This is a genomic window from Aquipuribacter aurantiacus (assembly GCF_051216895.1).
Taxonomy (GTDB): Bacteria; Actinomycetota; Actinomycetes; order Actinomycetales; family JBBAYJ01; genus Aquipuribacter.
Genome location: NZ_JBPKAO010000007.1, coordinates 20,695 through 41,467, shown reverse-complemented (window position 1 = coordinate 41,467; position 20,773 = coordinate 20,695). Strand labels below are relative to the sequence as shown.

Here is a 20,773-nt window from a genome sequence, read left to right as displayed (position 1 = left end):
GGGGTCAGCCGTGCAGCCGGAGCAGGGGGACGGCGGTCTCGTCGTCGGTGAGCGACCCGTGCTGGCCCACCATGGACAGCGCCGCCCGGTCGTCCCGTTCGCTGTCGACGACGGCCAGGTCCCCGCGGGCGGCGACCAGCACCTCGCCCACGCGACGCATGGCGCCGCCGTCGGCGCCCGTCGCGGCGTCCGCGCTCGTCGCCCCGAACCACCCGGCGGCCACGGCCTCGTCGCTGGTGAGCACCCAGGCCCGGTCGCCCAGGACGGCCCGCCAGCGCGACGCCACGTCCTCGGCGCTGCCGTTGCGCACCCGCAGCTGCACCAGACGGGGCTCGCCGGCCGTGGCCAGCACGTCGGTGCGCAGCTGCGGGTGGTCGGCCACGTCGAACACCGCGGCCGGGGGGCAGTCGACCATGCCGTGGTCGGCGGTCAGCAGGACGAGGGCGTCGCGAGGGGCCCGACGGCGCAGCGCCTGCATCGCCTCGTCGACCCGTTCGAGCTCCATCGCCCACTCGTGCGACAGCCAGCCCTTGGCGTGGCCGGTCTTGTCCACGTCCCCCCAGTACACGTTCACCAGGGCGCGCGGGGAGGCCGCCAGCGCGGCGGCCGCGGCCTCGACCCGGGCCTCCAGCGACTCCGCGCGGACGTAGGCCGGTCCCCGCAGGGCCGCCCGGGTGAGCCCGGAGCCCTCGAAGGCCGCCGGACCCACCATCGTCGTCGGCACCCCGGCCGCCGCCACCTGCTCGAAGACCGTGGCGCACGGCTGCCACGCCTCGGGGTCGAGGTCGGCCGGCCACGTCAGGTGGTTGACCACCCGCAGCGTGCCCGGCTCGAACGCGCGGTAGCCGATCACGCCGTGCGCGCCGGGGGCCCGCCCGGTGCCCAGCGTCGTCAGCGCGGTGGCGGTCGTCGACGGCACGGCCGTGCGGAGCTCGGCGGGGACGCCGTCCGGCTGCGAGCCCCCGGCGCGGCGCAGGAACGGGGCATGGCCCCCCCGCTCGGCGAGCAGCCGGGCCCCCAGGCCGTCGACCAGCACCGTGCAGACCCGGTTCTGCTCGCCCAGACCGAGGGAGTCGGTGTAGCCGGGCACCCCGATCGCCCCGGCCACCGACGGCAGCAGCTGGGCCAGCGACCCGGCCGAGTAGTCCGGCAGCGCGGGTCCCCCGGCCCCGCCGACCTGGACGCGCTGACCGGGGTCGGGCGAGGTCACGCCCGCGGCCGGGACGTCGCGGCGGACAGCGTGCGGGCGAAGCGGAGCGCCTCCTCCACCGCGGTGTGCCCCTCGGCCTCGGCGCTGACCCGCAGGGACAGGTCGTCGCCGGTCACGCTGCCGGTGTAGCCGTGGTCGGCCTCGCACTCCGGGTCGGCGCAGCCGGCGGGCTCCAGGTCCACCCGGCTGGCGATGCCCCACGCCACGCCCAGGGTGACCTCGCGCGGCATCCCGCCGGGTCGGTAGCGCTCGGGCCGGTCGATGACGTGGGTGACGACCACGGCCGTCACCCGGTCCAGCGGTACGGCCTCGGTGCTGGCCGCCGCGTAGGTGCGCCCGGCGTCGACCGCGCGCACCGGGTCCGGGTGGGTGGCCGCCGTCGCGGCGTGGCCGTCGGCCTCGCTGTGGTCGTCGGCGTGGGCGACGATCAGGCGGTTGGGGGTGAGGACCAGCACCGTGACGTGCCGTCGGACCTGGTCGCCCTCGTCGAACGTGGTCTCCGGGTGCACGAAGTGGTCGACGCACTCCTCGCCCGCCACGGCCGTGCGGACCACGTCGGCCACCACCGCCGGGTAGTACCCGGCGCGCTCGATGGCGCGGAGCAGCTGCGGGGGGAGCTGGACGTCGTCGGCGCTGCGGGCGCCGGGCCGGGTCTCACGCACGGGACGATCCTGCCACCGGGGAGGCCCGGCCGTGGACGGGTGCCCACAGGCTCGCCCGGGTGGGCCTCACGGCGTGCCCATCAGGGCAGCGCCAGCAGGGCCCGCCGGACGCCGTCCGCGCGGGTCGGTGGCGGCGCCACCCGGGCGGTGGCGTCCAGCACCGCGACGCCGCCGGGGTGCACGTGGACCGGTTGCAGGCGCAGCCGGGCGACCTGGGGCAGGTCCTCGGCGAGTCGCGAGACCCGCGCCACGACGTCCTCGAGCGCGCCCACGTCCACCGCGACCCGGCCGCCGTGCCCGAACAGGCGCGGCGCGGCCTTGACCCCCCGGACCAGGTCGTGGACGTCGGTCGTGGTCAGCGGCGGGATCCGGTGGGCCACGTCGCCCAGCAGGTCGATGGCGTCCCCGGCCAGCCCGAAGGACACGATCGGGCCGAACAACGGGTCCTCGGTGGTGGTCAGCACCGTCGACACCCCGCGCGGCGCCTGCCGCTGCACCAGCAGCATGCCGGCGTCGTCGGCCCCCAGCTCGGCCTGCATCCCCTGGACGTCGGCGCGGAGCTCGTCCTCGTCGTCGATGTTCATCCGGATCCCCCCGGTGTCGAGGCGGTGCCGGAGCCCGGCGGCCTTGAGCACGGCCGGGTAGCCGAGCTCGGCGGCGGCGGCCGCCGCCGCGGCGGGGTCGCGCACCTCACGGCTGTCCCACAGGTCCACGCCGTAGGCGCCCAGCAGGCTCGTCACCTCCGCGCGGGTGAGGTCCCGACCGGCGGGGGCCCCGGCCAGGACGGAGTCCACCAGGGCGCGGGCGGCCCGGGTGTCGACCCCGGCCGGGTCGACCGGCGGACCGGTCTCCCGTCGCCGCCACTGGGCGTAGCGGACCACCGAGGCCAGGGCCCGCACGGCGTCCTCGGGCAGCGGGTAGGCCGGGACCGGGGCGAGGTCACCGGTCGCCGAGCCCACCAGGCGGGGGCCGATGAAGCACGCCACCGTGGTGCGGCCCGACCCGTCGGCCCGCTCCTGCAGCGCCAGCTGGACCTGGTCGGTGTCGGCCTGCAGCGGGGGGATGAAGCTGGCGACCACGGCGTCGACGTCGTCGCGGTCGTAGACCTGCTTCAGCGCCGCGTCGAACTCCGCCGCGTCCGCCTCCGAGCGCACCGACAGGGGCTCCCCCACCACCGTCAGGCCCCAGGAGGCGCAGGCGTCGGCCGCCAGGGCGCTGAGCGCGGGCGAGTTGCCCACCACCGCGACGCGGTCACCCGCCGGCAGCGGCTGGTGCAGCACGATCTGCGCCACGTCGAACAGCTGGTGCAGGTTCTCGGTCCGGATCACCCCGGCCTGGCGGAGCATGGCGTCGAACGCCTCGGGGGGTGCCGCGGACTCGCGCACCTCGTGGCCCGGCGGCACCCCGAAGGCGCTGACCCCGGACTTGACGACGATGGTCGGCTTGACCCGGGCCAGCCGGCGGGCGATGCGCGAGAACTTGCGCGGGTTGCCGACGCTCTCCAGGTACAGCCCCACCACGGACGTCCGCGGGTCGTCCAGCCAGTACTGCATGGCGTCGTTGCCGGACACGTCGGCACGGTTGCCCGCGGACAGGAACGACGACAGGCCCAGGCCCCGTCGCTCCGCGCTGGACAGCACGGCGACGCCCAGGCCGCCGGACTGGCTGAACAGGGCCAGGTGGCCCGCGGACGGCATCGCCGGGGCGACGGAGGCGTTGAGGCTGACCATCGGGTCGGTGTTGATGATCCCGAAGCTGTTGGGGCCGATGACCCGGATGCCGTTGGCGCGCGCGATCCGCACCACCTCGTGCTGCAGGGCCACGCCCTCGGGACCGACCTCGGCGAACCCGCTGGACACGATCACGGCGCCCTTGACGCCCAGGTCGATGCACTGGCCCAGCACCTCCGGCACCGACGCGGCCGGCACCGCGACCAGGGCGAGGTCGACCGGTCCGGGCACCTCGTCGACGGAGGCGTAGGACGGGGCCCCGCCCACCTCGAGGGCCTCGCGGTTGACCACGTGGACCGGGCCCGCGAAGCGCCCCTGGGTGACCGCGTGCAGCATCCGGGCCCCGAAGGACGACGCGTCCCGGCTGGCCCCCACGACGACCACGGAGCGGGCGTTGAGCAGCGCCTGCATGCTGAGCGACTCCGCCCGGTGCTCCCGGGCCGCCATCACCGCGATCGACCGCTCGGTCGGGTCGATGTCGAAGCCGACCTCGATGATGCCGTCGTCCAGGTGGTGGGCGACCTCGTAGCCGGCCTCGCGGAACACGCCCAGCATGCGCTGGTTGGTGGGCAGGACGTCGGCGGTGAAGCGCGACACCCCGTTCTCCAGGGCGGCCGCCGCCAGGTGCTCCAGCAGCACCGACCCGATCCCCCGTCCGCGGTGGGCGTCGGCGATGTTGAAGGCCACCTCCGCCGTGCGGTCCCGGGCCGCGGCCGCCCCCGCGCGCCAGGTGCCCTCGTACCGGCCGATGCCGACGATCTCGTCACGGACCGTGGCCACCAGGGCCACCCGACGGACGTGGTCGACGTGGACGAAACGGCGCATGTCGGCCGCGCTGATGCGGGGCATCGGCGCGAAGAAGCGGAAGTAGATGCTCTCGGGGCTCTGCGCCGCGTGGAAGCGCTCGATCCGGGGTGCGTCGTCGGGGCGGACCGGACGGACGTGCGCCACCCCGCCGTCCCTCAGGACGACGTCCGCCTCCCAGTGCGACGGGTAGGCCGCGACCACGGCTTCGCTCACGACCCCGACGCTACCGGGCCGCCCGCGCGACGCGCCGCCGCACCGGTCGCGGGTCGAGGCGGTGGGCTCCGTCACAATCGGGGGGTGAGCCCCACACGACGACGCCCGGACGACGCGCCCGACGGTTCCGTCGACGGCGGCCACGTCGTCGACATCGACGTCGAGGAGGAGATGCAGGGCGCGTTCCTGGAGTACGCCTACTCGGTCATCTACTCCCGGGCGCTGCCCGACGCCCGCGACGGGCTCAAGCCCGTGCAGCGGCGCATCGTCTACCAGATGGCCGACATGGGGCTGCGGCCGGACCGGGGGCACGTCAAGAGCGCCCGGGTGGTCGGCGAGGTGATGGGCAAGCTCCACCCGCACGGCGACGGGGCGATCTACGACGCCCTGGTCCGGATGGCGCAGCCGTTCACCATGCGGCTGCCGCTGGTCGACGGGCACGGCAACTTCGGCTCCCTGGATGCCGGTCCCGCCGCCGCCCGCTACACCGAGGCGCGCCCCGCCCCCGCCGCCGCCCTGCTCACGGCCGGCCTGGACGAGGACGTCGTCGACACGGTCGACAACTACGACGGGTCGCTGCAGCAGCCCGAGGTGCTGCCGGCCGCCTTCCCCAACCTGCTGGTCAACGGCGCCAGCGGCATCGCGGTGGGGATGGCGACCAACATGCCGCCGCACAACCTGGCCGAGGTCGTGGCCGCCGCCCGGCACCTGGTCCGCCACCCGCAGGCCACCACGGCCGACCTGGGGCGCTTCGTGCCGGGGCCGGACTTCCCCACCGGCGGCATCGTCGTCGGCCTGGACGGCGTCCGTGAGGCCTACGAGACCGGCCGCGGGTCGTTCCGGGTGCGGGGGCGGGTCGAGGTCGAGGCCGTCACCGCGCGCCGCAAGGGCCTGGTCGTCACCGAGCTGCCCTACGGCGTGGGCCCGGAGCGGCTGATCGAGAAGATCAAGGACGCCGTCCAGGCCAAGAAGCTGGACGGCATCTCCGCCCTCACCGACCTGTCCGACCGGACCCGCGGCATGCGGGTCGTGGTCGAGCTGAAGTCCGGGTTCGACCCCGACGCCGTGCTGCACCAGCTGTACCGCCTGACCCCCCTGGAGGAGGCGTTCAGCGTCAACAACGTCGCCCTGGTCGACGGCCAGCCCCGCACCCTGGGCCTGCGCGAGCTGCTCCGGGTCTACGTCGACTTCCGCATCGGCGTGGTTCGCCGCCGGACGGCGCACCGGCTGCAGGTCGCCGAGCGCGACCTGCACCTGGTCGAGGGCCTGCTCGTGGCCGTGCTGGACATCGACGAGGTCATCCAGGTGATCCGGACCAGCGACGACTCCGGCACCGCCCGGGACCGGCTGATGACGGTGTTCGAGCTGTCCCAGGTGCAGGCCGAGCACATCCTCGAGATGCGGCTGCGCCGGCTGACCCGGTTCTCGACCATCGAGCTGGAGGCCCGCCGCGACGAGCTGCGGGAGCGGATCGAGGGCCTGCGGGAGCTGCTGGGCAGCGAGGAGCGGCTGCGCGACCTGGTCGCCGACGAGCTCGACGCCGTGGTGGCCGAGCACGGCACCCCCCGGCGCACCGTCCTGCTGGAGGGCGACCTGCCCGTCCAGCGCGGCCGGGCGGCCGACGTCACGCTGGAGATCGCCGACGAGCCCTGCCGGGTGCTGTGGGGGGCCACCGGACTGCTGGCCCGTACGGCCGACCTGAGCCCGCTGACCCTGCCGCTGACCGCCCGCGACCGCAGCCGCCACGACGTCATGCTCGCCGCGGTGACGACGTCGGCGCGGGCGCACGTCGGGGTGGTGACCAGCACGGGCCGTCTGGTGCGGCTCCCGGTGGTCGACCTGCCCGCACTGCCCTCGACCGCGTCCCCGGTGTCGCTGTCGGGCGGGGTGTCGGTCAGCGAGGCCGCCGGTCTGGCCGCCGGGGAGCGGGTCGTGGGCCTGGTGGACCTGGCGGCCGGTTCCCGGCCGGGGGCCGGGCCCGGCCTGGTCACCGCGCGCGGGGTCGTCAAGCGGGTCGTCCCGGACGCCCCGCCCGGGCGGGAGGAGTGGGAGGTGGTGCGGCTGGTCGACGGTGACGAGGTGGTCGCGGCGTTCGACGTCGCCGACGACGACGAGATCGTCATCGTCACCGACGACGCCAGCCTGCTGCACTTCCCGGCCACGGCCGTCCGGCCGCAGGGCCGCCCCGCAGGCGGGATGGCCGGGATCCGCCTGGCCGCCGGCGCCAGGGTGCTGTTCGCCGGGACGGTGGCGCCCACCGGGGACGACGGGGCGCAGGCGCCGGTGGTGCTCGCGACCGCGGCGGGCGGCGCCGGGCAGCTTCCGGGCAGCCCCGCCTCCTCCGTCAAGGTCACCCCCTTCGAGCTCTACCCGGCCAAGGGCCGAGGCACCGGTGGGGTGCGGGCCCACCGCTTCCTCAAGGGCGAGGACGTGCTGGTCGCGGCCTGGGTGGGGGTCGGTCCCGCGCTGGCCGCCGGAGCCACCGGGGTCCCGGTCGGGATGCCCCCGACCGACACCCGGCGCGACGGCTCGGGCGCCCGGCCGGCGGGCACGGTCGTCGTGCTGGGTGGGGTGCCCCGGTGACCGGGCCCGCGGACGGTCTCGAGGACGGGACCGCGGGACCGAGCCCTGGGCCGCGGGCGGGGCCGACCGGCGCCGAGGACGTGGCCTGCGGGACCGCCTCCCGCGAGGCCGACGAGCCCGTGGAGGCCACCGCCCCGCACGCCGTGGCCTGGGTCGGCGTCGTGGTCCCCGGTGCGTGGCCCCGCGACGACCGCAGCCGGGTGCCGGAGCAGCTGCGGGCCGGCCTGGCCGCCTCGCCCGGGGTCCGGGTCGTCCTGGTGCGGCCCGCCGGCGGCGTCCGCAGCACCACCGGGCTGCTGCTGGCCGGGACGGTCCCCGGTCGGTCCTGGCTGCGGGAGGTGCCGACCGAGCAGACCCCGGCCGCCCTGCAGGCCCTCGCCGACCCCCGGGGCGAGGCCGTCACCCGGCTCGGCACCGCCCGCGACCCAGGTCTGGGTCGGCCGACCGACCGCCCGGCCGTCCTGGTCTGCGTCGACGGGGCCTGCGACCCCTGCTGCGCCCGCTACGGCCCACCGGCCGCCACCGGGCTCCGCTCCCGGTTGTCCACCACCCGCACCACCCTGCTGCGCCGGAGGACCACGTCCCGGGCGGACGTCTGGGAGTCCTCCCACCTGGACGGCGGCCGGTTCGCCCCGACCGCGGCGCTGCTGCCCTCCGGGATGGTGCTGGGCGGCCTCGGCCCCGACCCGGCCGGCCTCGTGGAGGGCGTCGAGGCCCTGCTGGACGGTCGTCCCGTGCTCGACGGCTACCGCGGCCGGTCCACCTACCCCGCGGCGGAGCAGGCCGCCGAGACCGCCGTGCGCCGGCACCTGGCGATGCTGGGCATCAACGCCGGTCCCGACGACGTGCGGGTGGACGGCAGCGAGGCGCTCGACCCCGCCGAGCCGCTCCGTCGCGTGTTCGTCCGGCACAGCGGCGGCCGGACGTTCCGGGTGCTGGTGGAGCGGGTCGAGACCGACCTGCTCCGGCCCGTGACCTGCGGGGCCCCGCCCGGCCCGGTCGTGGTGTTCTCGACCGAGGTGGACTCCGACAACGTCCCCGGGATCTACGTGGGCGTCTGAGCGACCGGGCCCCCAGGAACGGGGCCCCCACCGGACGGAGGCCCTCAGGGGTGGGCCGGCACGTCCAGCACCCAGCTGGTCTCCCGGCCCCGCTCGGCGTAACCCAGGCCGGTGTACAGCTCCAGGGCCCGGGGGTTGTCCACGTCGACCGACAGCCCGGCGCGCTGCAGCCCGGCGGCGGCGTAGGCGCCCATGGCCCGCACCAGCAGCGCCCGGGCCAGGCCCTGGCCCCGCCGCGCGGGGGTCACCCCCAGCAGGTTGGTCCAGCCCTCGGAGAACCCCTGCGGCCCCCAGTCCTGGGGGTACGTCCCGCTGATCAGGTAGCCCACCACCCGGTCCTCGCCGTCGAGGACCGCGAACGACAGGTCCGGCCGGGCGCCGGGACCCTCGACCGCCGCCCGGCGCCAGTCGTCGGGCTCGATCGGCTCGCTGCCCCAGTGACCGGCGAACGCGTCGTTGTGCGCCCGCCGGGTCCGCTCGTGCAGCTCGTCGCCGGCGGTGCCGAGGCCGACCAGGCGGACGTCGTCCGGCAGCGGGCCGTCCGGCAGCGGCGGGGCCACCGGGCGGTCCATGGTGGCCGAGAACCGCCGCGGCTCGAACCCGGCCGAGCGCAGCAGCCGGGGCCGGTCCTCGACGTGGTCCTCGACGTAGGTGCGCAGCAGCCGCGGGACGTCCAGGCCGGCGTCGACGTCGGCGAGCACCTGCCGCCCCCGCAGGACCTGCCAGGCCAGCAGCGACCGACCCACCCCGCGGCGGCGCACGTCGGGGTGCACCCCGCCGAGCAGCAGCACCTGCCGGGTCCGCAGCTGACCGGGCCGGTGCACGGTCTGCGCGTAGCCCCGGACCCGGTCCTCGTCGTCGAGGGCCACCAGGCCGTCGGTGGCCGGGTCCCACCACGGGGTCGCGAACAGCTCCTGGACGTCCTCGAGGGTCTCGCGCTCCTGGGCGTCGTCCGCCTCGTAGCAGGCCAGCATCAGGGCGTGGAGCCCGCCGGCGTCGGCGGCCGTGGGCGGACGGAAGCGCAGCCCGGCGACCGGGGCGGAGACGTGGGCCACGCCCGGATCCTGGCAGGATGCCCACCGGCGGTGCCACGGGTTTGCCCGACCCGCACGGGGTGGCTCGAGCCTCGTCGCGGCCCCCGTCGACCGAACGCCCACGCAGGAGGCCCACCGTGACCGAGCACCACGTCGCCGAACCGGCGTCCCAGGACGTCCACCAGCTCGCCGAGGGCCCGTTCTGGGACGCCCCCCGGCACCGGCTGCTGTGGGTGGACGTCGACGCGGGCCAGGTGCACCAGGGTTCGCTCACCCGCGGGACCGTGCACGCCACGGGCGTCGTCGACGTCGACCGGACCGTGGGTGCCGTGGTGCCCGACGAGCAGGGGCGGCTGCTGGTGGCCGGCACCCGCGCCCTGCACGTGGTGGAGACCGACGGCCGGGTCCGCCCCGGGGTGCACGTGCTGCCCGACGGGGTGCGCAGCCGCCTCAACGACGGGGCCTGCGACCCGGCGGGTCGCTTCGTCGTCGGCAGCATGGCGCTGGACGACCGCACGGGTCAGGAACGGCTGGTCGTGGTGCACGACGCCACCGACCTGCGGGCGCTGGACGAGGACCTGACGCTGTCGAACGGCCTGGCCTGGACCGCGGACGGTCGGCGGCTCTACAGCACCGACACCGACGCGGGCACGATCTACGTCCGCGACTACGACCCGGCCACCGGTACCGCCGGGCCCCGGTCGGTGCACCTGCAGGTCACCGACGGCAGCCCCGACGGCATGTGCCTGGACGCGAACGGAGACCTGTGGGTGGCCGTGTGGGGTGCGGGCGAGGTCCGCTGCTACTCCGCCGCGGACGGGTCGGTGCTGGCCACGGTGGCCGTGGACGCCCCGCACACCTCGAGCGTCGCCTTCGCCGGGCCGGACCTGGACGTCCTGGTGATCACCACCGGCAGCTCCCAGCTGACGCCCGAGCAGGCGCAGGCCCACCCGGACTCCGGGCGCCTCTTCACCGCCCACGTCGGGGTCGCCGGGGCCCCGGTGCCCGGCTGGGACCCGGTGTCGCACCCGGTGCTCGTGCCCGCCGGCCCCCCGGTCTGAGCGGGCGGGCCCCGGACCGCGACCGGGCTCAGGCGTCGATGCGGTCCCGGTCCAGGTGGTCCGAGCGCTCGACGATGAAGTCCTTGCGCGGGGCCACGTCGGAGCCCATGAGCAGCTCGAACACGCGCTCCGCGGCGGCCGCGTCGCTGACCCGGACCCGTCGCAGCGTGCGGCGACCGACGTCCATGGTGGTCTCGGCCAGCTGGTCGGCGTCCATCTCGCCCAGGCCCTTGTAGCGCTGGATCGGCTGCTTGACGGCGCGGTTACGACGCTGGGCGTCCTTGAGGGCCTTGGCCAGCTCGGCGTCGGAGTACGTGTAGACGACCTCCTTCGACGACCCGGACCCGATGTCGATGCGGTGCAGCGGGGGCACCGCCGCGTAGACCCGGCCCGCGTCGACCAGCGGGCGCATGTACCGGAAGAACAGCGTGAGCAGCAGCGTCCGGATGTGGGCCCCGTCCACGTCGGCGTCGGTCATGATCACGATGCGGCCGTAGCGGACGGCGTCCAGGTCGAACGTCCGCCCCGACCCGCCGCCGATCACCTGGATGATCGACGCGCACTCGGCGTTGCGGAGCATGTCCGTCACCGAGGCCTTCTGGACGTTGAGGATCTTGCCGCGGATGGGCAGCAGGGCCTGGAACTCGGAGTTGCGGGCGCTCATCGCCGTGCCGAGGGCGCTGTCGCCCTCGACGATGAACAGCTCGCTGCGCCCGACGTCGCTGCTGCGGCAGTCCTTCAGCTTGGCCGGCAGCGAGCTGGACTCCAGGGCGTTCTTGCGCCGCTGCGTGTCGCGCTGGAGCCGGGCCGCGACCCGGGCCCGCATCTCGCCGACGACCTTCTCCAGCAGGGCGGCGGCCGGGGCCTTGTCCTCGCGCCGGGTCGAGGTCAGCAGACCCGTCAGCTCGGTCTCCACGACCCGGGCGACGATCTGGCGGACCGCGGGGGTGCCCAGCACCTCCTTGGTCTGGCCCTCGAACTGCGGTTCGGGCAGCCGGACGGCGACCACGGCCGTCAGCCCGGCCAGGACGTCGTCCTTCTCGACCCGGTCCGAGCCGTCCTTGGCCGCGATCTTGAGCTTGCGGGCGTTGGCGTGCACCTGCGCGCGCAGCGTCTTGAGCATGGCCTGCTCGAAACCCAGCAGGTGGCTGCCGCCGTGCGGGGTGGCCACCACGTTGACGAAGGAGCGGACGACGGTCTCGTACCCGGTCCCCCACTGCACGGCGACGTCGACCTCGCAGGTCCGCTCGACCTCACGGGACTCCAGGTGCCCGGTCGCGTCCAGCACGGGCACGGTCTCGGTGAAGGTGCCGCTGCCCTGCAGCCGCCAGGTGCCGGCGACGGCCTCCCCGGGGGCGAGGTAGTCCACGAACTCGGCGATCCCGCCGTCGTAGCGGAACTCCTCGTGCACGGCGTCCCCGCCGCGGCGGTCGGTGATCGTCAGGGTGAGACCGGGGACGATGTGCGCGGTCTGCCGCAGCCGCGCGACCAGGTGGTCCCGCTCGAACGTCGCGCCGGCGACGAACACCTGCGCGTCGGGCCAGAACCGGACCCGGGTGCCGCTGACGCCCTTGCGCACCTTCCCCGCCACCCGCAGCCGCGAGTCGTCGGTGAACGCGGTGAACGGCGACCCCGGGGCCGGGGCGTCACCGTCGGTGAACTCCCCCGGCTCACCCCGGCGGAAGCTCATGGCATGGGTGCGGCCGCCGCGGTCCACCTCGACGTCCAGGCGGGCCGACAGGGCGTTGACCACGCTGGCGCCGACCCCGTGCAGCCCGCCGGAGGCCGCGTAGGAGGCCCCGCCGAACTTGCCGCCGGCGTGCAGCTTGGTGAAGACGACCTCGACGCCGCTCAACCCGGTGCGCGGCTCGGTGTCGACCGGGACGCCGCGACCGTCGTCGTGGACCTCGGCCGAGCCGTCCGGGTGCAGCGTGACGTCGACCACGGTCGCGTGACCGGCCAGGGCCTCGTCCACGGAGTTGTCGATGAGCTCCCACAGGCAGTGCATGAGCCCGCGGGTGTCCGTGGAGCCGATGTACATGCCGGGCCGCTTGCGCACGGCCTCCAGGCCTTCCAGCACCGACAGGTGCCTCGCGGTGTAGGAGGAGTCGCCGGCGGCTACGGCGCGTCGTCGGGTCGTGGTGTCGGGCACGTCGTCACGGTACCCACGCCCGGACGCCCACCTCGGCAGCGCTCGCCGGGGGCAGGGGGCCAGTGGGGTGGGACACACCGGTTTCGCGGCGAGCGGAACGAATGTCCGACGGGAACGACTCGGCAACGGGCATGGTTGTACCGGACGACATGAGTGAGAACCCCACAGCACCGACCCCCTCCCCCCGCACCCTCACGGGTGCATCCGAACTGCCCGGAAAGGCGGTATCCGCATCATGACGACTCTGACGGCTCCGGCTCTGAACGCCGCCGACCGCTGCGACCGCTGCGGCGCCCAGGCCTACGTCAAGGCGGTCCTGCCCGGCGGGGGTGAGCTGCTGTTCTGCGGCCACCACGGTCGTGCGTTCGCCCCCACCCTCGAGGCGCAGGGCGCTGACGTCGTCGACGAGACGGTTCGGCTCACCGAGGACGCGACCAACAGCTGACCCGGTACACGTCCTGACGAAGGCACCCCGGCCGCGGCCGGGGTGCCTTCGTCGTCCTGGCCCCTAGGGTCGCCGTATGAGCACCGACGTCCTGACCGGCACGCTGCTGCTGCTGGTGATGCTGGTCGGGCTGGCGGGCATCATCATCCCCGTCCTGCCGGGCCTGGGGCTGATCAACGCCGCCGTGCTGGTGTGGGCGCTGCTGGAGCAGAGCCCCTACGGCTGGGTGGCGCTGGCGGTCTGCCTGCTCCTGTGGGGCACGGCGTTCCTGCTGCAGTACCTCGTCCCCGGCAAGCGCCTGGTCGACGCCGGGGTCCCGACCTGGGTGATCGTGGTGGCGGGCCTCGCGGGCGTGGTGGGGTTCTTCGTCATCCCGGTGCTCGGGCTGCCGCTGTTCTTCGTGGGCACCATCTACCTCGTCCAGTCGCTGCGGGCCAAGCACCTGGGTCGGTCGGTGGCCTCCACCTGGCAGGCCGTCATCGCGGTGGGCATCTCCCAGCTCATCGAGCTGACCGGCGGGATGCTGTGCGTGGCGACCTACGTGATCGCCTGGACCCTCGCGAGCCGCTGAGGCACCGCGCCGGCCGTCGGCCGACCCGGGCTCAGCAGCCGGGACCCAGCTGCACGGTCCCCACGACGTTGCGGGGCCCGGTCAGCACGGCGTCCACGTCGGGGACCAGGACCCGCTCACGGGTCGGGGCCAACCGCAGCGGGCCCTCCGGCAGCTGCCACTCCGCCACCAGACCCTGGTCCCAGCGGTCCAGCAGGAACGCCGAGGTGACACCGGGGTAGTGCTCCTGCACCTGCTCCGCCGGGTCCCCCACCCGCAGACCGGTGACCGTGGCCCCCGCGTCGACCGCCACCGCGCGGACGACGTACGTGCCCTCGCGCGCCCCGCTGCTGGTGGTGAGCCCGGCCAGCAGGTAGGCCAGGCCCGGTACGCCGTCACCCAGCACCAGCCGGCACCGCCCCCGGTCGCCGAGCGCGGCGGCCGTCGGCTGCAGGTCGACCCGCTCGCCCGCCTCCGCCAGCGGCATGCCTACCGACACCTCCCCCCAGCCGTCGGGCCGGAGCACGGGCACGGCGGCCCGGTCCGCCTCGGTGCCCTCGTCGTACGCCCGGCCGCACCGGGCGCCCTCGTCGGTGCGCAGCTGCACGTGGTCGATGGTCCCGTCCCCGGTCAGGTCGACGAACGAGGCCCGACGGCCGGGCGACGGCACGAACGAGGCGACGTCCACCCGCACGGGTGCCGACTGCCACGGCACCGGGTGGGACCGGGAGGCGCGGACGAGGCCCTCGCCGTCCGGCAGGTCGTCGAGCCGGTCCCCCAGGCCCGCTCCCAGGAACGACGGACCCGACCCGGCCCGCGCGTCGACGGTCACCGCCACGACCTCCCCGTCCACCAGCCAGCCCGCCACCCCCGGTCCGGGCCCGGTGTCGGCGAGACCGGGCAGCACCCGCCGGCAGCCGTCGTAGGAACGGGGGGGCAGCGAGAACCCGGCGGCCGCGACCTCGTCGGCCCCCATGCCCAGCCGCAGCCCGTCGACCCCCTCGGCGCGGACCACCAGGTCGTCGCCGGGACCGAGGTCGGGCACCGCCGGCGCCGCCGGGGCCGACGGCGGGGCGAGCGAGGCCTGGGCCCGCGCGACGGCACCCTCGTCCGCCGCGGTCCCCGGCCGGACCAGCACGGCCACCACCGCCAGGGCGGTCACGCAGCCGGCCACGACGAGCAGCCGGGCGGGGCGGGGTCGGGCCACGCCTCAGCGTCGCACGCCCGACCGGACGGGGCAGCCCGGAGCGAGGCGGCACGGGACGGCGGTCTCCCGGACGTCCTGCTGCGTCGGCCCGGGCACCCGGCCTCAACAGGGGTACAGGGGCGCCCCGACCGAGCGGACCACCACGCCCGACACCGTGGGCACACCACCCTCGGCGGGTCGTTCCAGGTCGGGGACCCACTCGGTGCGGCTCTGCAGCTGCAGCTCGACCGTCACCCCGTCCACGACCACCTGGACGACCCCGGACCCCATCATGCTGCCGGTCCGGCCCGACACCTCGGGGAAGCGGGCGCGGACGTCGTCGGCGTCCGCGCCGGCGGGCAGCCCGAACGACGTGGCGAGGTCGGTGTCGTAGACCTGCACCTCGGTGACGACCCCGTCGACCGCGACCGCCCGGGCGACGCCCGTCAGGCCCTCGCCCCCGGCCAGGCTGAAGGACTGGCACGACAGGACGGCGCCGGTGTCGTACGGGAGCCCGTCCGCCGTCACCCCCTCGGCGTCCTGCAGCTCGGAGGCGGCGAGCCCCAGCCGCAGCGGCCCGATGCCGTCGAGGTCGACGGTCCAGCCCCGGGAACCTGTCCCCGTGGGGTCGGCGACGTCGGCGAGCGCGCAGTCCCGGGCCGCCGGCTTGCGCACCTCCATCGTGGTGATGCGCCCGGCGGGCGTCCCGGCCCGGTCCGACGTCCCGAACGGGGGCAGGTCGGACACGACGACCTCGACCCCGCGGGCCGGGACGGTCACCACCTCGACCGCGGGCCCGAGCGTCCCGAACGGCCGCTCGGTGACGCTGCGCGCGCCCGGCAGCTCCTGGGCCGCCTCGATCGGCGACCCGAAGGTGGGTCCCAGCCAGGTCTCGAGGTCGGCCGTGACGTCGGTCCCGTCGGACCAGGAGGCGAGGACGACCGACACGACCTCGCCGTCGACCACCCAGGCGGTGGTCTCCCAGGTGACCTGGGGCGGGGTCCCGCCGACCCCGGACGGTCCGTCCAGCGGTGCCCACACCATGAGGCAACCGGCTCCGGTCTCCTGCGTGAGGGACTCCGTCGCGGACGGCGGCGCGGTGCCCAGCCGCAGCCCCGGCACCCCGTTGGCCGCGAGCAGCACCGGTCCCGCCCCGGCGCTCGACGGTGCCGGCGACGGCTCGGGCTGGTTCACCGCGAGGTCGGCCTCGTCGGCGGCCGTGCCGCCCCGCACGGCCACCACCGCGACCAGCAGCGCCACCGCTGTCGCGCCCGCCACGATGCCGCTGCGTCGCACGTCGCCCCTCTCGCCCCGTCGCCGATACGACCCTACGTCGTCGCCGGGCCCGGGGCGGGTCGAGCCGGTGGGCCGGCGTGCAGCAGGCCCGCCACCGGGTCGGTGACGGGCCTGCTGGTGGTGCCGGTCGATCTCAGTCCAGGTAGTCGCGCAGGACCTGCGAACGGCTCGGGTGCCGCAGCTTCGACATCGTCTTGGACTCGATCTGACGGATCCGCTCGCGCGTGACCCCGTAGACCTTGCCGATCTCGTCCAGCGTCTTGGGCTGGCCGTCGGTGAGGCCGAACCGCATGCTGACGACGCCGGCCTCACGCTCGCTCAGGGTGTCCAGCACCGAGTGCAGCTGCTCCTGCAGCAGCGTGAAGCTGACCGCGTCGGCGGGGACGACGGCCTCGGAGTCCTCGATCAAGTCGCCGAACTCGCTGTCGCCGTCCTCCCCCAGGGGGGTGTGCAGCGAGATGGGCTCGCGACCGTACTTCTGGACCTCGACGACCTTCTCGGGCGTCATGTCGAGCTCGACCGCCAGCTCCTCCGGGGTGGGCTCGCGGCCCAGGTCCTGGAGCATCTGGCGCTGCACGCGGGCCAGCTTGTTGATGACCTCGACCATGTGGACGGGGATGCGGATGGTGCGGGCCTGGTCGGCCATGGCGCGGGTGATGGCCTGGCGGATCCACCACGTCGCGTAGGTCGAGAACTTGTAGCCCTTGGTGTAGTCGAACTTCTCGACCGCACGGATCAGGCCCAGGTTGCCCTCCTGGATCAGGTCCAGGAACAGCATGCCGCGCCCGGTGTACCGCTTGGCCAGGCTGACGACCAGACGCAGGTTGGCCTCGAGGAGGTGGTTCTTGGCCCGGCGGCCGTCCTCGGAGATCCACCACAGCTCGCGCTTGGCCTTGGGGTCGATCGAGTCGCCCTCGGCGCTCATCCGCTCCTCGGCGAACAGGCCGGCCTCGATGCGCTTGGCCAGCTCGACCTCCTGCTCGGCGTTCAGCAGGGCGACCTTGCCGATCTGCTTGAGGTAGTCCTTGACCGGGTCGGCCGTCGCGCCGGCCTGCACGACGGTGGGGGCCGGGTCGTCGTCGTCCTTGTTGGTGAGGACGAACGACTCCGAGGCGCCCTTGCCCCGGGTGACGGGGGCCGCCGGCTTGGCGTCCTCGTCGTCGTCGTCCTCGTCGTCGGCCACGACCGGGGTGGGCACGGCGGCGACCGCAGCGACCTCGGCGACCGGGTCCACGACGACGTCCACGACCTCGGTGAGGTCGGGCTCGACGTCGTCGGCGTCGGTCGCGGCGGTGCTCGCCCTGGTGGCCTTGGTGGCGGTCTTCTTGGCGGTCTTCTTCGCAGCCGGCTTGGCCGCAGCCTTGGCGGCCGGCTTTGCGGCCGTCTTCTTGGCCGCGGCCTTCTTGACCGTCTTCTTGGGCTCCGCCGCGGCCTCGCTGGCCTCAGGCGTGGCCACCGCTGCGCCGGTCGCCTTCTTGGGCGTCGTCTTGCTGGTCGTCGTCGTCATCGTCATCACGCTCCCGTCGTCGATCGTGGCCGTGGCCGCCGGCGTGCGCGTCCGGGCGGCCGCCACGGTGCGTCGCGCCGTGGTCTGGGGCAGTCCGATGGAGCCCATGTCCAGTCCGGCACCCACGAGGTCGGCCATGACGGCCTTCATCCGGCCGGAGGGGACGTCCGCCTCGGTGACCACCTGACGGAGGTCGACCGCCGAGACCGGGGCACCGCTCCCGATGCGCTCACGCATCCGCGTGAGAGCGGGGTGGGAGAGGATGTCTTGCAAGGTACGAGGTTCGTGCTCCGACGACACGCACAGCCCTTCGTCGACTACGGTCAGGGGGACTGGCGTCGTCCGTCAACGCGACGACCAGCGAGTACCATTGTAGTACCATTGTAGTGCCATCGTGGCCTCCGGCCCGACACGTCGCCGTGCGTGTGGCCCACGGCGCACTCACTCCTGCTACCACTGCGGCAACGCCGCGACGGCGTCACCTGTTCCGCCGGGAGGCGGGTCCGGCCGGGCCGCCGGCAGGCCGGAGGGTCGCGCCTCGTCGCCGTCCGGGGGCCCGCGGAGGGCCCGGCCGGGACGGCGTGCAGGGCCGTGCAGGGCCGTCGTCAGGTGGACGCGGAGGCGGCCTTGGCCGCGGCCTTGCGAGCCTGCTTGAAGTCCCGGACCTGGTTCAGCGTGTCGTCGTCCACGACGTCGGCGACCGAGCGGTGCACGCCGTCCTCGCCGTACTCCCCCGCCGCCTCGCGCCAGCCCTCGGGCCGGACCGCCAGCTGCTTGCCCAGCAGCGCGACGAAGATGCGCGCCTTCTGCTCGCCGAAGCCGGGCAGGGCCTTGACCCGGCGCAGGAGCTCGGCCCCGTCGGTCGTGTCCCACAGCGCGGCGGCGTCGCCGTCGTACTCGTCCCTCACGGCCCGGGCCAGGTCCTGCAGGCGCCGCGCCATGCTGGCGTGGTAGCGGTGCACGGCGGGGGGACCCGCCATGGCGGCGCCCAGCTCCTCGGGGTCCATCTGCGCGACCTGGACCGGGTCGAGCCGCTCCGGGGCGCCGGGCATCCGGTCCAGGAGCCGCCGCGGGCCCGCGAACGCGGTCTCCATCCGGATCTGCTGGTCGAGCAGCATCCCGACGAGCAGGGCGAACGGGTCGGAGCCCAGCAGGTGGTCGGCCCGGTCGTCGCCGGTCAGCCGCAGCCCCGCCACGATCAGCCGCCGTCGCCCTTGACCGCCAGCACGGGGCAGGTCGCGTCGAGCAGGATCCGCTGGGCGTTGCTGCCGAGGATGAGCTTGCCGACGGGCGAACGACGGCGCAGGCCGATCACGATGACGTGGGCCTCGACCTCGTCGGCCACCGCGAGCAGGTCGTCGGCCGGGTCGCTGCTGCGCGGCAGGTGCCGCACCTCGTAGCTCAGACCGTGCTCGTGCAGCTGCTCGGTGAAGGAGGCCAGGTCGGCCTCCACCGCCTCGGCGGTGTCCTCCTTGCTGCTGACCACCACCAGGCGGACGTTCCGACGGACCGCCGCGTCCACCCCGTGGGCGAGCGCCGCTCGTCCCTCACGGCTGGGCAGATAGCCCACCACGACGGCCATGGCACCTCCTGGTCGACGGTCCCGTCCCTCGTCGGACGGGTTCTACCGGTGCCACCGTAACGGTCCCCGCCGGGCCTCGTACGCTGGGACGGTGGCGAGCCGTGACGGGGACGGGTGGGTGAGCTGCCGGTGCGGCTCGCGACACTGGGGGCTGAACGGCGCGGCGGGCCTGGTGCTCTACCGCGACGGCGCGGACGGGGCCGAGGTGCTGCTGCAGCACCGAGCCTCGTGGGTCCACGACGGCGGTACCTGGGCGGTGCCGGGGGGCGCCCGGGACTCCCACGAGGACCCCGTCGCCGCAGCCCTGCGGGAGGCCAACGAGGAGGTCGGCGTCTCCGCCGGGCACGTGCAGGTGTGGGCGACGCTGACCGGCACCGACCACGACGACTGGCGCTACGACTACGTCCTGGCGCGGGCGGGTGAGGACGCGCGGGTGCACGCCGCCAACCACGAGACCGCCGACCTCAGCTGGGTGCCCGTGACGCTCGTCCCCGACCTGCCGCTGCACCACGGGCTGGCGCGGGACTGGCAGCGGCTGTCCGAGCACGTCCGCAGCGCCGCCGCGGGCTGAGGCGGCGCCGAGGCGTCCGCCCCTACGCCCGGCAGCGGTCGTCGTCGCGTGGCCTGAGGTCGTGGTCCGCCCCGGCCAGGGTCCGGGCCAGGACCGCGGCCACGGCCTCCGTCTCCACGAGGAACCCGTCGTGGCCGTACCGGGACCTGACCAGCTCCAGCCGGGCGTCGGGGACGTGCTCGACGACCTGCTCCTGCTGCTCCGGCGGGTACAGCCGGTCGGAGTCGACGGCGACGACGGTGGTGCGGGCGCTCACCGTCGCCAGGGCCGCGGCGGTGCCGCCGCGGCCTCGACCGACGTCGTGGGAGTTCATCGACCGGGTCAGCGTGACGTACGAACCGGCGTCGAAGCGGCCGGCCAGCTTGCCGGCCTGGTGGTCCAGGTAGGACTCGACGGCGTAGCGACCGTCGAGGTCCGGGTCCTCGCCCGGCTGCGGGTCGCGACCGAAGCGGGTGTCCATCTCCCACCGCGAGCGGTAGGTCACGTGGGCGATGCGGCGTGCCACCCCCAGCCCGTCGACCGGTCCGGGGCCCGGTCGGTCGTAGTAGTCACCGCCGTGCCAGCCGGGGTCGGAGGTGATGGCGGCGACCTGGGGCGCGCACCACGCGATCTGGTCCCCGCTGGCCACCGCCGTGCTGGCGAGCACCGCGACGGAGGCGACCCGCCCGGGGTGGCCCACGGCCCACTCCAGCGCGCGCATCCCCCCCATGGACCCGCCGGTGACCATGGCCCAGCGCCGGACGCCGAGCCGGTCGGCCAGCAGGGCCTCCACCGCGACCTGGTCGCGGATGCTGATGCGCGGGAACCGGCTCCCCCAGGCCCGGCCGTCCGGGGCCAGGCTGCCGGGGCCGGTCGTGCCCTGGCAGCCGCCCAGGACGTTGGGGGCCACGACGAACCAGCGCCGGGTGTCCAGCGCCAGGCCGTCGCCGACGACACCGCCCCACCAGCCGGGCGAGGGGTGGGCGGGCCCGGCCGGTCCGACGACGTGGGAGTCGCCGGTGAGTGCGTGCAGCACGAGCACCGCGTTCTCGACCGTCCCGTCCGGCCCGGTCCGCGGGGTGCCCCAGCTCTCGTAGGACACCCGGACGTCAGGCAGCACCGTCCCGGACTCCGTGCCCACCGC

The 20,773-nt window shown here is 75.3% G+C and carries 17 protein-coding genes; 6 read left to right on the top strand and 11 right to left on the bottom strand.

All coding sequences use genetic code 11. The annotated features are described in order from the left end of the window. Positions 1-4 precede the first annotated feature (4 nt). From ACR80Q_RS10960 to ACR80Q_RS10950, 3 genes are all read right to left on the bottom strand, one after another. Complete coding sequence (locus ACR80Q_RS10960) at positions 5-1,210, bottom strand: alkaline phosphatase family protein (protein WP_435377649.1); 1,206 nt, start codon at positions 1,208-1,210, stop codon at positions 5-7. Then, positions 1,207-1,872, bottom strand: a complete 666-nt coding sequence (locus ACR80Q_RS10955) for a DUF5998 family protein (protein WP_435377648.1) — start codon at positions 1,870-1,872, stop codon at positions 1,207-1,209. The genes ACR80Q_RS10960 and ACR80Q_RS10955 overlap by 4 nt, the downstream gene beginning before the upstream one ends. A gap of 80 nt (positions 1,873-1,952) precedes the next feature. Further along, positions 1,953-4,622 (bottom strand): bifunctional acetate--CoA ligase family protein/GNAT family N-acetyltransferase, encoded by a 2,670-nt coding sequence (locus ACR80Q_RS10950; protein WP_435377647.1) that lies wholly within the window; start codon positions 4,620-4,622, stop codon positions 1,953-1,955. Positions 4,623-4,706: 84 nt separating this feature from the next. Between ACR80Q_RS10950 and ACR80Q_RS10945 the strand changes: the two genes are divergently transcribed. Together ACR80Q_RS10945 and ACR80Q_RS10940 are read left to right on the top strand one after the other, a co-directional pair. Beyond that, positions 4,707-7,205, top strand: a complete 2,499-nt coding sequence (locus ACR80Q_RS10945; protein WP_435377646.1) for a DNA gyrase/topoisomerase IV subunit A — start codon at positions 4,707-4,709, stop codon at positions 7,203-7,205. Continuing rightward, complete coding sequence (locus tag ACR80Q_RS10940) at positions 7,202-8,266, top strand: sucrase ferredoxin (protein WP_435377645.1); 1,065 nt, start codon at positions 7,202-7,204, stop codon at positions 8,264-8,266. Before ACR80Q_RS10945 ends, ACR80Q_RS10940 begins: the two co-directional genes overlap by 4 nt. A gap of 44 nt (positions 8,267-8,310) precedes the next feature. On the opposite strand, the gene ACR80Q_RS10935 is transcribed toward ACR80Q_RS10940, so the two are convergent. Beyond that, a complete protein-coding gene (locus tag ACR80Q_RS10935) occupies positions 8,311-9,321 on the bottom strand; it encodes a GNAT family N-acetyltransferase (protein ID WP_435377644.1) in 1,011 nt (336 codons plus the stop codon). A gap of 116 nt (positions 9,322-9,437) precedes the next feature. On the opposite strand from ACR80Q_RS10935, the gene ACR80Q_RS10930 reads away from it, so the two are divergent. Then, positions 9,438-10,361, top strand: a complete 924-nt coding sequence (locus ACR80Q_RS10930) for an SMP-30/gluconolactonase/LRE family protein (protein ID WP_435377643.1) — start codon at positions 9,438-9,440, stop codon at positions 10,359-10,361. 28 nt (positions 10,362-10,389) lie between these two features. Here ACR80Q_RS10930 and ACR80Q_RS10925 read toward each other — a convergent pair whose 3' ends face one another. Next, the gene (locus tag ACR80Q_RS10925) at positions 10,390-12,513 is read right to left on the bottom strand and encodes a DNA gyrase/topoisomerase IV subunit B (RefSeq protein WP_435377642.1); all 2,124 of its coding nucleotides are present in this window, start codon (positions 12,511-12,513) and stop codon (positions 10,390-10,392) included. Between the two features lie 235 nt (positions 12,514-12,748). On the opposite strand from ACR80Q_RS10925, the gene ACR80Q_RS10920 reads away from it, so the two are divergent. Next, the gene (locus ACR80Q_RS10920; RefSeq protein WP_435377641.1) at positions 12,749-12,958 is read left to right on the top strand and encodes a DUF7455 domain-containing protein; all 210 of its coding nucleotides are present in this window, start codon (positions 12,749-12,751) and stop codon (positions 12,956-12,958) included. Positions 12,959-13,034: 76 nt separating this feature from the next. After that, on the top strand, positions 13,035-13,529 hold the full coding sequence (locus ACR80Q_RS10915; protein ID WP_435377640.1) for a DUF456 domain-containing protein: 495 nt from the start codon (positions 13,035-13,037) through the stop codon (positions 13,527-13,529). Positions 13,530-13,560: 31 nt separating this feature from the next. On the opposite strand, the gene ACR80Q_RS10910 is transcribed toward ACR80Q_RS10915, so the two are convergent. The 5 genes from ACR80Q_RS10910 to ACR80Q_RS10890 all read right to left on the bottom strand — a co-directional run bounded on the left by ACR80Q_RS10910 (position 13,561) and on the right by ACR80Q_RS10890 (position 19,079). Further along, entirely contained in the window at positions 13,561-14,715 is a 1,155-nt protein-coding gene (locus tag ACR80Q_RS10910) for a hypothetical protein (protein WP_435377639.1), read from the bottom strand. Positions 14,716-14,817: 102 nt separating this feature from the next. After that, on the bottom strand, positions 14,818-15,990 hold the full coding sequence (locus tag ACR80Q_RS10905) for a hypothetical protein (protein ID WP_435377638.1): 1,173 nt from the start codon (positions 15,988-15,990) through the stop codon (positions 14,818-14,820). A gap of 133 nt (positions 15,991-16,123) precedes the next feature. Beyond that, on the bottom strand, positions 16,124-17,734 hold the full coding sequence (locus ACR80Q_RS10900) for an RNA polymerase sigma factor (RefSeq protein ID WP_435377637.1): 1,611 nt from the start codon (positions 17,732-17,734) through the stop codon (positions 16,124-16,126). 368 nt (positions 17,735-18,102) lie between these two features. Next, positions 18,103-18,696 (bottom strand): HhH-GPD-type base excision DNA repair protein, encoded by a 594-nt coding sequence (locus ACR80Q_RS10895; protein ID WP_435377794.1) that lies wholly within the window; start codon positions 18,694-18,696, stop codon positions 18,103-18,105. Further along, positions 18,696-19,079 carry a universal stress protein gene (locus tag ACR80Q_RS10890; protein WP_435377636.1) on the bottom strand — a complete coding sequence of 128 codons (384 nt, stop codon included), beginning with the start codon at positions 19,077-19,079 and terminating at the stop codon, positions 18,696-18,698. Before ACR80Q_RS10890 ends, ACR80Q_RS10895 begins: the two co-directional genes overlap by 1 nt. A 91-nt stretch (positions 19,080-19,170) precedes the next feature. Here ACR80Q_RS10890 and ACR80Q_RS10885 point away from each other — a divergent pair, with 91 nt between their 5' ends. Next, positions 19,171-19,650: an NUDIX domain-containing protein gene (locus ACR80Q_RS10885; protein ID WP_435377635.1), complete on the top strand. Its 480-nt coding sequence runs from the start codon at positions 19,171-19,173 to the stop codon at positions 19,648-19,650. Positions 19,651-19,672: 22 nt separating this feature from the next. Here the strand turns inward: ACR80Q_RS10885 and metX are convergent, their stop codons facing one another. Then, complete coding sequence (metX, locus tag ACR80Q_RS10880) at positions 19,673-20,770, bottom strand: homoserine O-acetyltransferase MetX (protein WP_435377633.1); 1,098 nt, start codon at positions 20,768-20,770, stop codon at positions 19,673-19,675. Between the last annotated feature and the right edge of the window lie 3 nt (positions 20,771-20,773).